At 69.9% G+C, this 15,045-nt stretch carries 18 protein-coding genes; 8 read left to right on the top strand and 10 right to left on the bottom strand.

The features are described from left to right. Positions 1-5: 5 nt before the first annotated feature. From ACFQQC_RS00885 to ruvC, 4 genes are all read right to left on the bottom strand, one after another. On the bottom strand, positions 6-500 hold the full coding sequence (locus ACFQQC_RS00885) for a hypothetical protein (protein WP_376858793.1): 495 nt from the start codon (positions 498-500) through the stop codon (positions 6-8). Beyond that, positions 497-1,543, bottom strand: a complete 1,047-nt coding sequence (gene ruvB, locus ACFQQC_RS00890) for a Holliday junction branch migration DNA helicase RuvB (RefSeq protein WP_376858795.1) — start codon at positions 1,541-1,543, stop codon at positions 497-499. Before ruvB ends, ACFQQC_RS00885 begins: the two co-directional genes overlap by 4 nt. A gap of 153 nt (positions 1,544-1,696) precedes the next feature. After that, on the bottom strand, positions 1,697-2,320 hold the full coding sequence (ruvA, locus tag ACFQQC_RS00895; protein WP_376858797.1) for a Holliday junction branch migration protein RuvA: 624 nt from the start codon (positions 2,318-2,320) through the stop codon (positions 1,697-1,699). Next, entirely contained in the window at positions 2,317-2,832 is a 516-nt protein-coding gene (gene ruvC, locus ACFQQC_RS00900) for a crossover junction endodeoxyribonuclease RuvC (protein ID WP_376858799.1), read from the bottom strand. Before ruvC ends, ruvA begins: the two co-directional genes overlap by 4 nt. A gap of 100 nt (positions 2,833-2,932) precedes the next feature. Between ruvC and ACFQQC_RS00905 the strand changes: the two genes are divergently transcribed. Together ACFQQC_RS00905 and ACFQQC_RS00910 are read left to right on the top strand one after the other, a co-directional pair. Beyond that, positions 2,933-3,337: a MarR family winged helix-turn-helix transcriptional regulator gene (locus ACFQQC_RS00905; protein ID WP_376858801.1), complete on the top strand. Its 405-nt coding sequence runs from the start codon at positions 2,933-2,935 to the stop codon at positions 3,335-3,337. Then, a complete protein-coding gene (locus ACFQQC_RS00910) occupies positions 3,330-4,556 on the top strand; it encodes an MFS transporter (protein ID WP_376858803.1) in 1,227 nt (408 codons plus the stop codon). Before ACFQQC_RS00905 ends, ACFQQC_RS00910 begins: the two co-directional genes overlap by 8 nt. A 120-nt stretch (positions 4,557-4,676) precedes the next feature. Here the strand turns inward: ACFQQC_RS00910 and ACFQQC_RS00915 are convergent, their stop codons facing one another. Continuing rightward, positions 4,677-5,375 (bottom strand): MgtC/SapB family protein, encoded by a 699-nt coding sequence (locus ACFQQC_RS00915; protein ID WP_376858805.1) that lies wholly within the window; start codon positions 5,373-5,375, stop codon positions 4,677-4,679. Between the two features lie 36 nt (positions 5,376-5,411). Further along, complete coding sequence (locus tag ACFQQC_RS00920) at positions 5,412-5,972, bottom strand: hypothetical protein (RefSeq protein ID WP_376858807.1); 561 nt, start codon at positions 5,970-5,972, stop codon at positions 5,412-5,414. A 338-nt stretch (positions 5,973-6,310) separates the two neighbouring features. On the opposite strand from ACFQQC_RS00920, the gene ACFQQC_RS00925 reads away from it, so the two are divergent. From ACFQQC_RS00925 to ACFQQC_RS00935, 3 genes are all read left to right on the top strand, one after another. Beyond that, positions 6,311-7,117, top strand: coding sequence for a hypothetical protein (locus ACFQQC_RS00925; RefSeq protein WP_376858809.1), 807 nt, complete (start codon positions 6,311-6,313; stop codon positions 7,115-7,117). 79 nt (positions 7,118-7,196) lie between these two features. Further along, positions 7,197-8,786, top strand: coding sequence for a ShlB/FhaC/HecB family hemolysin secretion/activation protein (locus ACFQQC_RS00930; protein ID WP_376858811.1), 1,590 nt, complete (start codon positions 7,197-7,199; stop codon positions 8,784-8,786). 9 nt (positions 8,787-8,795) lie between these two features. Next, positions 8,796-9,005: a hypothetical protein gene (locus ACFQQC_RS00935; protein ID WP_376858812.1), complete on the top strand. Its 210-nt coding sequence runs from the start codon at positions 8,796-8,798 to the stop codon at positions 9,003-9,005. Here ACFQQC_RS00935 and ACFQQC_RS00940 read toward each other — a convergent pair. Together ACFQQC_RS00940 and ACFQQC_RS00945 are read right to left on the bottom strand one after the other, a co-directional pair. Continuing rightward, positions 8,990-9,619 (bottom strand): energy transducer TonB, encoded by a 630-nt coding sequence (locus ACFQQC_RS00940; RefSeq protein ID WP_376858814.1) that lies wholly within the window; start codon positions 9,617-9,619, stop codon positions 8,990-8,992. The genes ACFQQC_RS00935 and ACFQQC_RS00940 overlap by 16 nt on opposite strands. Positions 9,620-9,623: 4 nt before the next feature. Next, positions 9,624-10,397 carry a YebC/PmpR family DNA-binding transcriptional regulator gene (locus ACFQQC_RS00945; protein WP_376858816.1) on the bottom strand — a complete coding sequence of 258 codons (774 nt, stop codon included), beginning with the start codon at positions 10,395-10,397 and terminating at the stop codon, positions 9,624-9,626. Between the two features lie 156 nt (positions 10,398-10,553). On the opposite strand from ACFQQC_RS00945, the gene ACFQQC_RS00950 reads away from it, so the two are divergent. Continuing rightward, the gene (locus ACFQQC_RS00950; RefSeq protein WP_376858817.1) at positions 10,554-10,754 is read left to right on the top strand and encodes a hypothetical protein; all 201 of its coding nucleotides are present in this window, start codon (positions 10,554-10,556) and stop codon (positions 10,752-10,754) included. A 13-nt stretch (positions 10,755-10,767) separates the two neighbouring features. Here ACFQQC_RS00950 and ACFQQC_RS00955 read toward each other — a convergent pair whose 3' ends face one another. Beyond that, entirely contained in the window at positions 10,768-11,205 is a 438-nt protein-coding gene (locus ACFQQC_RS00955) for an acyl-CoA thioesterase (RefSeq protein WP_376858819.1), read from the bottom strand. Between the two features lie 199 nt (positions 11,206-11,404). Between ACFQQC_RS00955 and ACFQQC_RS00960 the strand changes: the two genes are divergently transcribed. After that, positions 11,405-12,538, top strand: a complete 1,134-nt coding sequence (locus ACFQQC_RS00960; protein WP_376858821.1) for a zinc-dependent alcohol dehydrogenase family protein — start codon at positions 11,405-11,407, stop codon at positions 12,536-12,538. Here ACFQQC_RS00960 and ACFQQC_RS00965 read toward each other — a convergent pair. Next, complete coding sequence (locus ACFQQC_RS00965; protein WP_376858822.1) at positions 12,535-13,275, bottom strand: NYN domain-containing protein; 741 nt, start codon at positions 13,273-13,275, stop codon at positions 12,535-12,537. The two genes, ACFQQC_RS00960 and ACFQQC_RS00965, sit on opposite strands and share 4 nt — an antisense overlap. A gap of 123 nt (positions 13,276-13,398) precedes the next feature. On the opposite strand from ACFQQC_RS00965, the gene ACFQQC_RS00970 reads away from it, so the two are divergent. After that, positions 13,399-13,833, top strand: coding sequence for a hypothetical protein (locus ACFQQC_RS00970; protein WP_376858823.1), 435 nt, complete (start codon positions 13,399-13,401; stop codon positions 13,831-13,833). The last annotated feature ends 1,212 nt before the right edge of the window (positions 13,834-15,045 follow it).

A 15,045-nucleotide genomic window follows, 5' to 3' on the forward strand; every position in this document is an offset into this window, starting at 1 on the left:
AACCCTCAGCTGACCATCCGGCCGTCGATGGTGCGGGTGACGAAGCGGGCCATCTCGTCTCCACCGGCTCTCGCCATGATCCGGCCGACGAGGACCGTGAAGCAGAAGAGGGCGAGCACGGCGAAGAGGGCGAGCGCATGGCCATACCTCCCCGTCGACAGGCCGTTCCAGGCGGCCGGGCCGCCGATGGCGAGCACACCGCACAGCCAGACGGCCGAAAAGATCCAGATGAACCAGCTCATCCCGGCGCGCCAGACGATCCGTGAGCCCGTATCGGTCGCCCGGACACTGAAGCTGAACTCGCTGCGAAGATCATTGCCCCGGGCCGACCGCTGACGCAGGACACCGCCATCGGGGGTGATGTGGCCCCGGATATCCGGGCCGTCTGTGTAGTCAAAGTCCGGGCCGATCACGGCGGACAGGCGCGCATGGCATTCGGCGGGCGTCAGCGCGGTGACGATCTGTCCGCCCTTGCCGAGGATGAGGTCGAGCAGACTCACTTGCCGCCGAACAGGTCGCCGGGCGCGCCGGTTACGGGCGGAACCTTCGGCGGCTCCGACAGACCGAGATGACTGTAGGCGCGGGCGCAGGCCATGCGGCCGCGGGGCGTGCGCTGGATGAAGCCCTGCTGGAGCAGATAGGGCTCGATCACGTCCTCGACCGCGTCGCGCGCCTCGGCGATGGCCGCCGCGAGGGTGTCCATGCCGACCGGGCCGCCGCCATAGTTCTCGATCAGGGCCTTGAGGAAGCGGCGGTCATTGGAATCGAGGCCGACCTCGTCGATCTCGAGCCGGGCCAGGGCGCGGGCGGCGACCAACTTGTCGATGGCCGGCGCGCCCTCGGCGTCGGCGAAGTCGCGCACCCGGCGCAGCAGGCGACCGGCGATGCGGGGGGTGCCGCGTGAGCGAGAGGCGACCTCGAAGGCGCCGTCCTCGGTGATGGCCGCGCCCATCTTGCGCGCCGTGCCGATGACCACGCGGGTCAGCTCCTGCGGGGTGTAGAATTCGAGCCTGAGCGGAATGCCGAAACGGTCGCGCAGCGGGGTGGCCAGCAAGCCCGCGCGGGTGGTGGCGCCGACCAGCGTAAAGGGCGCCAGATCAATGCGGACCGAGCGCGCCGAGGGGCCTTCGCCGATGATCAGGTCGAGAACGTGATCCTCCATCGCCGGATAGAGGATCTCCTCCACCTGCGGGCTGAGGCGGTGGATCTCGTCGATGAACAGCACGTCGCGCGGTTCGAGATTGGTCAGGATGGCCGCGAGGTCGCCGGGCTTGGCGAGGATGGGGCCGGAGGTGGCGCGGAAGCCGACACCCAGCTCGCGCGACACGATCTGTGCCAGGGTGGTCTTGCCGAGGCCCGGAGGGCCGAACAGCAGGACGTGGTCCAGCGCTTCCTGACGCCCGCGCGCGGCGTTGATGAAGACCTGCAGATTGCCCTTGGCCTGCTCCTGCCCGACGAACTCGGACAGGGTCTGGGGGCGCAGGGCGCGGTCGTAGGCTTCGCCGGGGGCGGCTGACGGGTCCACCAGTCTTTCGTCAGTCATGCACACACCCGCTCATCCCGGCGAAAGCCGGGACCCAGTTCTGTCCAGCAAGGCTCCGGCGCTTCAGGACGACGGTACGATGCACGCTCTTCGGCTCACCATCACCCAAAACACTGGGTCCCGGCTTTCGCCGGGATGAGCGGAATCGAGACATCAACGCCCCAGCTCCTGCAGGGCCGCGCGGATGACAGCCGACAGGTCCGCCTCCTCGCCCAGCCGGATCAGGGCCTGATCGACGGCGCGGCGGGCGTTGATCTCGGCGACGCCGAGGCCGAGCAGGGCCGAGACAGCCTCGCCGGTCAGGCTGGGGATCGGGACGGCGACGGCGGCCTCGACATGGACGCCGGGCGCGGTCGGGGTGAAGGAGGCCTCGCCCAGCGACTTGCCCTTCAGCTCGGTGACGATGCGCAGGGCCAGCTTGGGGCCGACGCCGTTGGCGCGGGCGACCGCGGCCTTGTCCTCACGCGCGACCGCCGAGGCCAGCTCGCCCGGCGGCAGGACGTCGAGAACGCCCAGCGCCGCCTTGGGGCCGACGCCCTGGATGGCCAGCATGGTGGTGAAGGCCCGGCGCTCGTCGCGGGTCAGGAAGCCGTAGAGGCGCGGACCGGCGTCCTCGCTCCACTGCGAATGGATGTGCAGGGTCGCCTCGTCGCCGGGCGCCGGGAGACGGCCCAGCGTCCGCGCGCCACAGGCCACGACATAGCCGACGCCCATGCAGTCCAGCAGGCAGTGATCCTGTTCGACCTCGGCCAGAACGCCGCGCAGACGACCGATCATGCCGCGCCTCGCAGGGTCTCAAGCAGGGCCCGCTTGCGCAGCTGGGCATGGGTGATGGCGACGGCCAGGGCGTCGGCGGCGTCGGCCTTGGCGTCGCCCGAGGTCGGCAGGAGGCGCTTCACCATGAAGGCGATCTGGCCCTTGTCGGCGTGGCCGGCGCCGACCACCGCCTTCTTGATCAGATTGGGCGAATATTCCGCGACCGGCAGGCCGCATTTGGCCGGGGCCAGCATGACGGCGGCGCGGGCGTGGCCCAGCTTCAGCGTCGAGGACGGATTCACGTTGACGAACACCTCTTCCACCGCCGCCTCCTCGCAGCCGTAGTCGCCGCACAGGGCGGTGACGGCGTCCAGCAGATGCAGCAGGCGCTCGGCGAAGGGGGCGGTCTCGGGCGGGGTGACCACGCCATGGGCGATCCAGCGCAGGCGCGAGCCCTCGGCGGAAATCACGCCCCATCCGGTGCGTCTGAGGCCGGGGTCCAGCCCGATGATCCGAGTCGCTTCGTTCGCCATCCGTTCCCTTTTGCCCGAGAGATGCCTAACGGACAATGACCGGATGGACGCAAGTTGTATTGCATATGCAACGCCGCTGTGTTTTGCATATGCAATGGACATGACCCCCTGCATCTGCGGTCGCCTGCGCCGCACTTCCCGCGCCCTGACGCGGCTGTATGACGAGGCGCTGGCGCCGGTGGGGATCACCGTGACCCAGTTCTCGGTTCTGCGGACACTGTCGCGGATGGAACGGCCGACGCTGGTCGAGCTGGCCGAGGCGACGGCGCATGAGAAGAGCGCCCTGTGGCGGACCTTGCAGCCACTGGTGAAGAAGGGCTGGGTCGGGGCGGCGACGGACAAAGGCGCGCGCGGCCAGCGGTTCGCCCTGACGCCCGCGGGCCTCGAGAAGCTGAACGACGCCCTGCCCCACTGGCGGGCGGCGCAGGCGAAGGTGTCCGAAACCTTGGGCGAGCGCGAAGCCGCCCTGATCGCCCTGCTGAAGGAGGTCGAGACCCATGTCTGAGGCCATCTCGTCCAAGCTGTCGACCCGGGTCTGGATCATGATCCTGACCGGGGCGGTGATCGTGACCCTGTCGATGGGCGTGCGGCAGTCATTCGGCCTGTTCCTCGGCCCGCTGGGGCTGGAGCTGCAGGTAGACCGCCAGACCTTCGGCCTGATCGTTGCGGGGCAGAACCTGCTGTTCGGCCTGCTGCAGCCCTTCGTCGGGGCGTGGGCAGACCGGCATGGTGCGGGCAAGGTCGCCGTGGTCGGCGCGGCGGTCTATGTCATCGGCCTGATCGTGGCGGCGACGGCGGCGAACGCCGTGGGGCTGGCCATCGGCTTCGGGGCGCTGGTCGGGCTGGCCATGGCGGGCTGTACCTTCACGGTCATTCTGGGCGCGGTCGGAAAGATCGTGCCGGCGGACAAGCGGACGCTGGCCTTCGGCATCGTCACGGCGGGCGGATCGTTCGGGCAGTTTCTGGTGGTGCCCGCCGCGCAGGGGCTGCTGGACGCGCTGGACTGGCGTTGGACCCTGATCGTCATGGGCGGGCTGGTCGCCCTGATCGTCCCGCTGGCGCTGGGCGTGGCGGGCAAGCCGCCGGCCTCCATCAGCGAGCAGGACGGCCCGCCGATCGGTCAGGCGCTGAAGGAGGCGTTCGGAGACCGGTCCTTCTGGCTGCTGAACGCGGGCTTCTTCGTCTGCGGCTTCCACATCGCCTTCGTCGGCACCCACCTGCCCTCCTATATCCGTGATCAGGGCCTGCCCGCGGAGGTCGGCGCCTGGTCGCTGGCGCTGATCGGCCTGTTCAACATCGCCGGATCATGGCTGTGGGGCGCCTGGGGCTCGAAGCGGTCGAAGAAGGGACTGCTGGCCCTGCTCTATGCGTTGCGTGCCGTGACCATCGTCATCTTCCTGCTGCTGCCGATCACCCCGGTCAGCGTGCTGGTCTTCGCCGCGACCTTCGGCTTCCTGTGGCTGGGGACCGTGCCGCTGACCAACGGGCTGGTGGCGCAGATCTATGGACTGAGGCACCTGTCGGCCCTGGGCGGGATCGTGTTCCTGAGCCATCAGGTCGGAGCCTTCCTCGGCGCCTGGCTGGCGGGCGCGGCCTTCGACGCGACCGGCTCCTACCTGCTGATCTGGCTGGTCTCCATCGGACTGGGCCTGCTGGCGGCGGCGGCCAATCTGCCGATCCGTGAGGCGCCGCTGGTCCGGCCTGAACAGGTTCCGGCGGAATGACCCGCAAGCTGCTGATCGGCGCCGGCGTCGCCCTGCTGGCGGGGCTGGGCCTGTGGCTGTGGAGCCGGAACGGGCTGGCGGTGTTCGTGGACGCCGCCGTCGCCTTCTGCACCTGAGCGGTCAGTCGTCGCGGGGATCCAGCGAATAGCCGACCACGCCGTCAATGCCGCGCAGGCGAGCGCCGAGGGCCTTGAGCGCGGGCTCGCCCTCGATGCGGAAGCGGAAGCTGCGGCGCAGCTTCGCGCCGTCGTCGATCAGTTCGAACCGGTCGGCCTTCGCGGAGCGGTGCAGCCCGGCCAGCGCGGCCTCGATCCGGTCCTCGGCCCCGACGGCGTCACGCCGCCAGACGATCTCGGCGTCCACCACCGCCTGTTGCGGCAGACGGCGGCTGACCAGACGCAGGGCGACAAGGATCAACACGGTCAGCACAGTTCCCGTCGCGCCGAGCAGGAACAGGCCCGCGCCGAACAGCAGGCCGATGGCCGAGGTGATCCACAAGGACGCCGCCGTGGTCAGGCCGTGGATCGAGAAGCCGGCGCGGAAGATCACCCCGGCGCAGAGGAAGCCGATGCCGGTCAGGACGCCGTGGGCCAGACGGGCGGGATCGGCGATGACCTGCGCCCCCTCGACCGGCATGAACCGCCAGGCCGCCTGCGTCACGGCCAGTTCCATCAGCAGGGCCGAGGCGAGGCAGACGAGGATGTGCGTGCGGAACCCCGCGGCCCGCCCGCGCCACTCCCGCTCGAACCCTATCAGCCCGCCCGCCAGAACGGCGGCGAGCAGGGGCAGGGTGAAGCCGGGCAACTCATTGAGGGTCATGCCCGACCAACGGAAGGCGAGCGTAGCGGTTCCGGCTCAGGCCGCGGGCGTGGGGACAGGAGGCGGCGGCGGCGCGGCCTCATCCCGCCCCGTCGAGAACTCGATGGTGAAGTTGACGGTGCTGCGGACGGGACGGTCGTCCACCAGTAGCGGCTTCATCCGGGCCGGAACCAGGGCGGGCGACAGGCGATCTGAAAGACCGGTTCCGGCAGGCGTCTCGGTCCCCTTGCAGTCCGAGAGCACGCCCTGCTGATCCAGCTTGCAATCGAAGCGGACGGCGACCTTTTCGACGCCCTCGGGCAGGCTTTCCGTCGTCAGTCGGGGCCATACCGGCTCGACCGTCCATTCAACAGGCCCCTGCACCGGCGCGGGCGGCGATTCCGGAGCCGCGGCTTCGGCCTCGGCCTTTTCGCGCGCCTCGCGCTCGCGGGCGTATTCGGCGGCGCGCGCTTCGCGCCAGGGCGTCGCCGCGCGGTACTCCCCGATCAGATGGATCAGCGACACCCCGCCGGCGACGGCCAGCGTGAGGCCGACGAGCCAGACCCTGATCCTGTCCGCCCGGTCGCTTGCCGGCGCGGTCTCCTCGTAGTGGCTCATGTCGTCTCCCCGCCCGATCTGACCCATCCCATCTGACGGCCCCGAGCGCTTATTGCAACGCCGTCCCCGCCGGGGTGCGATCAGACGGGCAGATCCAACGCGCGGCGCGGATTTTGCCCGATTTTCGCCCCACGTAAGATTCCTGAGTAATCGTCACGTAGTTAACGGCAATATCTGAAAATTTCTGAAAAGCAGACGTTGTTGTTGTTTTTACGGGCCGCACAAAGTTAATGACAAACTAACGAAATATGAACCTCATGACAAACCCGTGATTACTGAAATCGCGGTGGGAACAACATTACGCCGCTCTTCTTTTCGGCTCGTGGAAGGAGAGACCCATGCGTGACACAACCAAAGGAACCAGCAAGGCATTGATCTGCTGCGGGATTGCAGCGGCGGCCCTGATGATGACCGCGTGCAGCGGAAGCCGGACCTATTCACTGGCGGGCGGCGGCGGCTTCGGCGCTGACGGCGCGGCAGGCGCCCCGGGCGAACCCGGAGAGCCCGGCGCGCCCGGTCAGCCCGGCGCCCCCGGCTCGCCCGGCCTGCCTGGTCTGGCCGATCTCGGCGAGACCACCGGCCTGAACGACCTGACCGACGGGCTGGGCCGGGTGAGCGTCGGCGACCGCACCATCCTGGGCGCGAATGGAGACGGCGGCCCGCTGGGCGTCAGCGTCCTGTCCCCGACCCAGCAGACGGGCAGCGTCGCCACGGTCGGCGTCCTGTCGGGCGGCTCGGTGGCCACGGTCTCGACCGGAACGCCGACCACCGCGGTCGGCAATGCGAGCGGTCAGGCCAACGGCCTGCTGGGCGTCACGGTCGGCGGCAACCAGCTGATCGGTTCGGGCAGCGGAAATCCGGCGATCGACCTGAACGTCCTGTCCTCGGGCAGCGCCTCGGGCACGGCGGTCACCGGCAACGTCCTGTCGAACGGCCAGCCGCTCGGACTGGGCGTCAACGGCGGCGCGGTCGCCGGCGGGGCCAATCCGGTCGGCGGACTGGTCACCGGGGTGACCGGCACGGTCGGCGGCGTCCTGGGCGGCGCGACCGGCTCTGGCACGGGCGCCGGCGCCACCGGCGCGCTGGGTGGCGTGACCGGAACCGTCGGCGGCCTTCTGGGCGGCCTGCGCCGTCCCGGAAACTAGCGGACCGGCAGCTGAAGGACCGGCGGGCGACGCCGAGAGACGTCGCCCGCCTTCCCCGCCCCTGAACAAGGAAGACTGAATGATCGCGCCCGCCCTGCTGGCCGCCCTGACGATGACGACGCCGGCCGGTGGCCCGCAGGACGGACTGATCGTTGACCGAGGTCGACTGGATCGCGCCGCGCCCCTGCCCGATGCGTCGGAGCGCGCGCCCCTGTCGCCCGAGGCGGCGTCGGCGGAAGCGCCCATCGCACCCTTCGTGCTGCGCGCCGTCGACATCCGGACCGCGCCCGCCGTTGAGGAGGACATCCGCCGCGCGGTGGAGCCGTTCATCGGAGAGACGCTGGACCTGAATGGTCTGGCCAGGCTGCGGGCGGCGGTCAGCGGGGCCCTGGGCCAGCACGCCGCCCTGCCCATTGTCGCCATCGACACGCGGGAATCCGCCTCCGGCATCGTCCGCATCACGGCCGCGCCCGGAAGGATCGGCCGCGTCGCCATCTATGGAGACATCGACCCCGATGTGGAGTTGCTGCGCCAGTATGCCGGACGCCTGGCCGCCGAGGCGCCGCTGACCCGCGAGACATCGGAGCGCTACCTGTCGCTGATCGCCGACATCCCCGGCGCGAAGACGACCCTGGAGAGCGTGCCGTCGGCGACGCCCGGCGCGGTCGACCTGGGCTTCAACGTCGATTTCTCGCGCTGGGTGTTCGAGACCGACATCAACAATCGCGGATCACAGGCGCTGGGCCGGACCCAGTTCACCGCCGCGATCACCCAGAACGGCGGGTTCCGCATGGGCGACCAGACCCGGCTGGCCCTGACCGTGCCGACCGACCCGGAACGGTTCCAGTATCTGAGCCTGTCGCACCGGCAGCCGCTGGGGGGCGACGGCATGGCCGTGACCCTGAGCGCCGGGCGCCTGCGCACCCGCGTCGACGGGCTGGACGGCGACGCCACCTCGTTCGGCGGGGTCGTCAGCTGGCCGATGATCCGCAGCTATCGCCGCAATCTGGTGCTCAGCGCCGGACTGGATGGACTGAACAGCGACAACGCCGTGTTCGGCAATCTGGTCGCGACCGAGAAGGTTCGGGCCCTGCGCGGCTCGGCGGCCTATGGCCTGACCAGCCCCCGGTCTTCGCTGAACGCCAGCCTGACCCTCAGCCGGGGCCTCGACGGGCTGGGCGCCGAGGTGGATCCGTCGGCGGAGGCGGACTTCACCAAGGTCAACGGCCGGATCGACGCCGCCCGCGCCTTCGGCCGGAGCGTGCGGGTCAGCGGCGCCCTGGCCATGCAGTATTCAGAGGATCGCGCCCCGACGGCGGAGCTGTTTAGCCTGGGCGGAACGGACTTCGGCCGGGGCTTCGGCTCGGGACTTCTGGTCGGCGACAGCGGCTATGGCGCCAAGATCGAAACGGCGTGGAGGCCCGGCTTCACGCCCCGCCCCTTCGCGGGCAGCGAGGTCTACGCCTTTGCCGACGGCGGCGAGGTGCGGGTCAATGCGCGCGGCCCGCTGACCGAACAGACCGAGACCCTGATGTCCGCCGGGGCCGGGGTCCGCATCGCCATCGCCGACCGGGTGATGATCGAACTGGAGGGCGCCCGCGCCGTGGACGATCCACGACCCGACGGCGGACGCACCCGGTTCGGCTTCGCAGTGTCGGCCAGATTCTAGGAGACCGTCATGGCCCGATACCCCGACCGCCGACTGGCGCCGGACGACTTCGCCGCCCTGAGGGCCGAGGTCATCCGCGCCGCCGTGGAACTGTCCGACGAACAGCTGATGGACCTGACCGACGCCCTGCACGGCCTGAGACGCCTGCGTCGCCCCGGCCGTCCGGTCAGCCACGCCTCGGGCTGGCTGGAGGAGGAGTCGCCCTATCTGGCGCTCTGAGCCGTCTCCTGCGCGAGGCGGAAGGTCGAGTTGATCTCGACAATCGCGCCCGGACGCGCCGAGGCCACGCTGGCGGGCGACAGTCGCGCCGTCGAGGCGGCGGACAGGACCGCGGCGCCGAAGTCCGCGCCGACCGGATGCTCGGACAGCACCACACAGCCGGTCAGAGCGCCGTCAGGAGCGACGACGCAACGGGCCCGGGCCTGACCCGACTCGATGCCCCGCTGCGACGCCCGCGTCGGGAACTCGATCACGGGGGCGATGTCCCACCGGGGGTCCGTGATCACCCCGGGCCGGGGGTCGGCTTCACTGGCCCGCAGGCCTTCGGGCACAGGCGCCTCGACACGGGTTTCGAACTGCACGGTCGCGCCGGCGGGAATGCCTTCCGGCGGGACAACGAGGCGCGCCGAGGCCGCCCTCGACAGCGCGATCTCGCCATAGCCGCCCCCGGCAGGCTCGGACACCACGGTGCACGGCCCCACCCGGCCTTCGGGGCTGACGCCGCAGTCCAGCGACACAATGCCCGGAGCGTCCTGCGCCGCAGCCTCTCCGCCGGACAGGACCGCAACGACCGCGACCGCCGCCAGGGTGACGAAGCCCCCCGCGCCCGTCATCCGGTCAGCCCGCGTACTTGGCCGCGTCTTCGTCCGAGATGTCCTCGTTCGAATAGACGTTCTGGACATCATCCTCGGCGTCCAGCGCGTCGAGCAGCTTGAACAGGGTGCCGACGGCCTCGCCGGTGACCGGCACGTCCGACTGGGGCCGCCAGACGATGGCGGTCGACTTCGGGTCGCCCAGCACCTTGGACATGGCCTCGGCCACCTCGTTCAGATCCTCATAGGCGGTCCAGATGGTGTGGCCCGGCGCGTCCTCGTAGATGTCCGGCTTGACCAGATCGCTCTCGACGTCCGAGGCGCCGGCCTCGATCGCGGCCTCCATCACCTCGTCCTCGGTGCCGGCCTCGGCCTTGTAGATGATCTGGCCGACCTTATCCCACATGAAGGCGACCGAGTTCATTTCGCCCAGCGCCCCGCCGTTCTTCTTGAAGGCGGTGCCGATGTTGGAGGCGGCGCGGTTGCGGTTGTCGGTCAGGGCCTCGACGATGATGCCGACGCCGCCCGGGCCGCGGCCCTCGTAGCGGACCTCCTCCATCGTATCGACGTCGCCCGACGAGGCCTTGTTGATGGCGCGCTGGATGACGTCCTTGGGCAGGCTTTCGGCCTTGGCGTTGTTCACGGCCAGACGCAGGCGCGGGTTCATGGCCGGGTCAGGCATGCCCGACTTGGCGGCGACGGTGATGTCGCGCGACAGCTTGGAGAACAGCTTGGACCGGGCGGCATCGGCGCGGCCCTTGCGGTGCATGATGTTCTTGAACTTGGAATGGCCGGCCATGAATTTGTCTCTGGGTACGTAGTGCGCTGACGCTCGCGGCGCGGCCGCGGCGAAAATGTCGGTGCCGCGATCTAGCCGATGGCGGACACGGTGTCACGGTTCAGGAACCGGTAGAGCTTTACAGGCATTTTGCCGATCAGAAGACGGAGCCCCCCTATGACCGCCGAAGACGCCATCTACGCCGCCGAAGGCTACCACGACGAAGACCTGCATGAGGCCGACATCGTCGAGTGGTACGAGGCCCGCCCCGTCACCGTTCCCACCGCCGTCGCCACCGGCGCCGTCATCGGCGCCTTCGTGCTGGGCGCCCTGACGGCGATCGGCGCCCTGGCCCTGATGGGCCGCCTGGACGACTGACGGCGGAAGAGCGTCAGCTCTTCAGGCTCTCCAGGAACCCGCGCATCTTCTCGTCCACCGACACGGGCCGCTTGGTCTCGCGGTCGACGTAGACGTGGACGAAATAGCCGACGGCGGCGGCGTCCTGCTCGTTGTTGCGGAACAGGGCGATCTCGTAGCGGACCGAACTGGTGCCCACGTGGGCGACGCGGACGCCCGCCTCGATCTCGTCCGGGAAGGCCGTCGGCGAGAAGTAGCGGCAGCCCGTCTCGGCCACCAGACCGATGGTCTTGCCCTCGTGGATGTCCAGCACGCCATTGACCACCAGCAACCGGTTCACCGCCGTGTCGAACCACGAATAGTAGACGACGTTGTTCACGTGGCCGTAGACGTCGTTGTCCATCCAGCGGGTCGAGATCTGCTGGAAGCGACGATAGTCGCCGCGCTTCGTGCGTTCGATGGTGCCGGTCATAAAGTCTCCCTTTGTGCGCTATCGCTCGCGACGCGGTCGCTCGCTGCTTGAGCGCGAAGGGTGCGCTGTCGCCCGGCGGCGGCGCCTCGCTGCGGGAGCGGGGCTGGTGGTTTCGTCCCATTGGAGCGGGTCTGCGCCTGCTTCCGATATCGACGGTCGGACTTGGCGGACGCCGCGTCAAGCGCCTAGCGTCATTCCCATGAGCACGATCCAGACCCGCGCCGCCGTCCTTCGCGCCATGGGGGCCGCGCGGCCCTATGCCGACAGCCGGCCTCTGGCCATCGAGACCGTGACGCTGGACCCGCCGGGCGCCGGGGAGGTGCTGGTGGCGGTGAAGGCGGCGGGCCTGTGCCATTCGGACCTCAGCGTCATCAACGGCGACCGGCCCCGCCCCATGCCGATGGCGCTGGGTCATGAGGCGGCGGGGGTGGTCGAGACGGTCGGACCGGGCGTCGACGACCTGAGCCCCGGCGACCACGTGGTCATGGTCTTCATGCCCAGCTGCGGCCATTGCCAGCCCTGCGCCGGCGGACGTCCGGCCCTGTGCGAGCCCGGCGCGGCGGCCAACGGCAAGGGCGAGTTGCTGGGCGGCGGAACCCGGCTGCATGGCGAGGGCGGCGACCTGCATCACCACCTCGGCTGCTCGGCCTTCGCCGACCGGGCCGTGGTCTCGCGCCGGTCGCTGGTGAAGGTTCCGGCGGACCTGCCGTTCGAGCATGCGGCCCTGTTCGGCTGCGCTGTGCTGACCGGCGTGGGCGCGGTGGTGAACACCGCGCAGGTGCGGGCCGGACAGTCGGTGGCTGTGGTCGGTCTGGGCGGCGTCGGCCTGGCCTCGGTGCTGGGGGCCCTCGCCAGCGGCGCCAGCCCGGTGGTGGCGGTGGACCTGTCGGAGGACAAGCTGGCGCTGGCCCGGTCGCTGGGCCCGGTCCTGACCGTCAACGCCGCCGATGCGGATGCGGTCGAGCAGGTGCGCAGCCTGACCGGCGGCGGCGCCGATGTGGTTCTCGAAATGGCCGGCTCCGTCCGCGCCCTCGAAGCCGCATGGAAGATGACGAAGCGCGGCGGGACCACGGTCACCGCCGGCCTGCCCCCGCCCGAGGCGGCGCTGGCGGTCAATGTGGTCAACCTCGTGGCCGAGGAGCGGACCCTGAAGGGCAGCTATATCGGCACCGCCATCCCGTCGCGCGACATCCCCCGCTACATCCAGCTGTTCCGCGACGGCCGCCTGCCGGTCGACCGGCTGCTGACCGGCACGGTCCGGCTGGAGGACATCAACGCCGCCTTCGACGCGCTGCACGCGGGCGAGGCCGTGCGGACGGTGGTGACCTTCTAGGCCTTGTCGCGGACGCGCAGGGCGCCGCCCACAGTCTGGACCTCGAACCGCCCGGTCGCGCGGATCAGGTCCGACAGCTTGGTGTGGCCGTAGGATCGCTGGTCGAAGTCCGGGTACGCATTGCGCAGCCGGCTGCCGATTCCGCCGACCGCGACCCAGCCGTCGCCGTCCTCGTCCATGTCGGCAATGACGGAGGCGATCAGCCGCGCCGCCTCGGCGGGCTTTCCGCGCCCGGCGACGGCCCGCGGCGCCTTGGCCTCGGCGGGCTCCGCCACGTCCTCGGCCTCGGCGCGGGCGGTCAGGTTCTCGGTATAGATGAAGCGGGTGCAGGCCTGCCGGAAACTCTCGGGCGTCTTCTGCTCGCCGAAGCCGTAGACATCCATCCCCTCCTCCCGGATGCGCGACGCCAGCCGGGTGAAGTCGGCGTCCGACGAGACCAGACAGAAGCCGTCGAACCGACCGGAGTGCAGCAGGTCCATGCCATCGATGACCAGGGCGATGTCGCCGGAATTCTTGCCCTTGGTGTTGGCGAAATTCTGCTGGGGCTGGATGGCGAAGCGGGCCAGCACCCGGGTCCATCCCGCCAGCTGGGGACTGGCGAAGTCGCCGTAGATGCGTCGGGCGGACGCCTCCCCGAGGGTGGCGATCTCGGTGAACAGGGCCTCGGCGATGCGCGAGGAGGCGTTCTCTGCGTCGATCAGAACGGCCAGACGGGGCGGTTTGACGGCTGGGGGCATGGGGCGCTCTTTCAGGGTCTGGAGGAGATGGTCGGCTTCGGCGGGGGGTTCGGTCAACGGATCATCGGCGGAGGGTTCGGGAGGCGGATGCGGGGGCGTCCGCTTTGCGCTACACCCGCCGCCATGACCCAAGCCCCTCTGCGCCGCCTGATCGACCTGCCCGGTATCGACGCCCTCGAGATGAAGGCGCTGATGAAGCCGCGCATGGCCGACCCGGACGAGCGCCATGAGTTCCCCGAAATCGACGAGGCGGCGAAGGCCGTCTTCGGTCTGACGCCGGAGGAGGCCGAGGCCATCGCCCTGCCGGACGACTGGGACGGGATCGACCGGCTGGAGGGGTTCGACCTGACCGACGCCTTCGAGGCCGAGGGCTGGGACGTCACGGACAGCAAGCGCAAGCCCCTGCGCATGATCCGCCACTGGGCCCTGCCGCTGGCGCTGGCCATGCGCGGCGCGGCGGGAGAGCTGCCCTTCGCGCCCGAGCCGGGACCGGACGAGCCGGGCGACGACTGGGGGGCGAAGATGGCGGCCGAGGCGACGCGATTCCGCAAGCGGTAGGGGACCGTGCTCAATCCCTCTCCCTTGGGAGAGGATGGGGCCCGCCGACGCAGTCGGTGGGAGGGTGTGGGGCTGGGGTGTCGGTCGTTTGGGCGCGGGGATGTTCATTAGCGGTCGGTCTGATGGTCCGGTGATGCGGCAGGCCGTGCTGGTTCACACCAAGGACACCAAGGAGGACACGAAGGACACCAAGGGTGCGGTGGGTCTTTCGAGCGGCTGCGCCATTCGCCTTCGCGGATCAAAATTGATCGCGAAGCGATCCTTCAGCTTCGCTGACAGCGCTCCGGATTTGGCCCATCGCGCACCGGCGCCTTGGTGTCCTTTGTGACTTCTTCTTCCTTGGTGTCCTTGGTGTGAACCTCCACTTCCGACTTTCAGGCAAGCGTCTTCGCCGCTTCGCGCGGAAGCGGTGATGGGAAGGGCGCGGGACGCCGGGCCTCGCCCGGTGCTGTTTTGTAGTTTTACCGTTTCGACGAGATCGACGTCCCGCGTCGCCGTTTTCCACGCGTCCCTCCGGCTGGCGGCCTTGTGCTTAGGGCCTTGCCGGATCATCCGCCGGCGCCATTGCTGACGCCGACGCGGGGCGGACGTAACGAACGGATCGTCATCGGCCCGGCTCCTGAGGACGCGCGGCGAGCAGGCGGACGGGATCCATCCCCGCCCTCAAGGCCCCCTGCACTCTCCATCGCGCAGGCTTCATCGCTCGGCCACAGCCCGCCGTCGTCGAGAAGCGTGGATCCGACGCCCTCCCCATCGACGGGATGAGAAGAGTATGCGGGTGGGGCTACCTCAGGCGGGCTCAGCGGGAGAGTTTTCTGAAAGGGTGAGTGGCGTCAGAGGCTTGGAACGCCGCGATGCGCGGGTTCAGCATGAACTCTCGCGTATTTTTGCAGGACGGACCGGGGGTGTGGGTGTGGGGAGAAGGCCCGCTTGTCATCCCGGCCGAAGCGAAGCGGAGAGCCGGGACGGTGGCGCCTTTCCCATGATCCACGCCCGGACAGCCCGACCGGGCTGAGCCGGGCGACAGCCGGTCGAGGGCCGGCCTGCTCCCGGATAAGCGCCGTGCGCTTTCCGGGAGGGTTCGGAAAGAACGGGAAGCGTCCCGGCTCTCCGCTTCGCGTCGGCCGGGATGACAAGGGCTGCGGCTGACGCCGAATGCTGAGACCTCACTCCCTCCCACGCCTGCAGCGCGGGCCCCTCCCTCTCCCTTGG

This window comes from Brevundimonas sp. GCM10030266, assembly GCF_042666595.1.
GTDB lineage: Bacteria > Pseudomonadota > Alphaproteobacteria > Caulobacterales > Caulobacteraceae > Brevundimonas.

Bases quoted from the DNA above. Each gene is read 5' to 3' on its own strand.
- ruvB (WP_376858795.1), bottom strand. From the start codon at position 1,543: ATGACTGACGAAAGACTGGTGGACCCGTCAGCCGCCCCCGGCGAAGCC.
- ruvA (WP_376858797.1), bottom strand. From the start codon at position 2,320: ATGATCGGTCGTCTGCGCGGCGTTCTGGCCGAGGTCGAACAGGATCAC.
- ruvC (WP_376858799.1), bottom strand. From the start codon at position 2,832: ATGGCGAACGAAGCGACTCGGATCATCGGGCTGGACCCCGGCCTCAGA.
- ACFQQC_RS00905 (WP_376858801.1), top strand. From the start codon at position 2,933: ATGACCCCCTGCATCTGCGGTCGCCTGCGCCGCACTTCCCGCGCCCTG.
- ACFQQC_RS00910 (WP_376858803.1), top strand. From the start codon at position 3,330: ATGTCTGAGGCCATCTCGTCCAAGCTGTCGACCCGGGTCTGGATCATG.
- ACFQQC_RS00915 (WP_376858805.1), bottom strand. From the start codon at position 5,375: ATGACCCTCAATGAGTTGCCCGGCTTCACCCTGCCCCTGCTCGCCGCC.
- ACFQQC_RS00920 (WP_376858807.1), bottom strand. From the start codon at position 5,972: ATGAGCCACTACGAGGAGACCGCGCCGGCAAGCGACCGGGCGGACAGG.
- ACFQQC_RS00925 (WP_376858809.1), top strand. From the start codon at position 6,311: ATGCGTGACACAACCAAAGGAACCAGCAAGGCATTGATCTGCTGCGGG.
- ACFQQC_RS00930 (WP_376858811.1), top strand. From the start codon at position 7,197: ATGATCGCGCCCGCCCTGCTGGCCGCCCTGACGATGACGACGCCGGCC.
- ACFQQC_RS00935 (WP_376858812.1), top strand. From the start codon at position 8,796: ATGGCCCGATACCCCGACCGCCGACTGGCGCCGGACGACTTCGCCGCC.
- ACFQQC_RS00940 (WP_376858814.1), bottom strand. From the start codon at position 9,619: ATGACGGGCGCGGGGGGCTTCGTCACCCTGGCGGCGGTCGCGGTCGTT.
- ACFQQC_RS00945 (WP_376858816.1), bottom strand. From the start codon at position 10,397: ATGGCCGGCCATTCCAAGTTCAAGAACATCATGCACCGCAAGGGCCGC.
- ACFQQC_RS00950 (WP_376858817.1), top strand. From the start codon at position 10,554: ATGACCGCCGAAGACGCCATCTACGCCGCCGAAGGCTACCACGACGAA.
- ACFQQC_RS00955 (WP_376858819.1), bottom strand. From the start codon at position 11,205: ATGACCGGCACCATCGAACGCACGAAGCGCGGCGACTATCGTCGCTTC.
- ACFQQC_RS00960 (WP_376858821.1), top strand. From the start codon at position 11,405: ATGAGCACGATCCAGACCCGCGCCGCCGTCCTTCGCGCCATGGGGGCC.
- ACFQQC_RS00965 (WP_376858822.1), bottom strand. From the start codon at position 13,275: ATGCCCCCAGCCGTCAAACCGCCCCGTCTGGCCGTTCTGATCGACGCA.
- ACFQQC_RS00970 (WP_376858823.1), top strand. From the start codon at position 13,399: ATGACCCAAGCCCCTCTGCGCCGCCTGATCGACCTGCCCGGTATCGAC.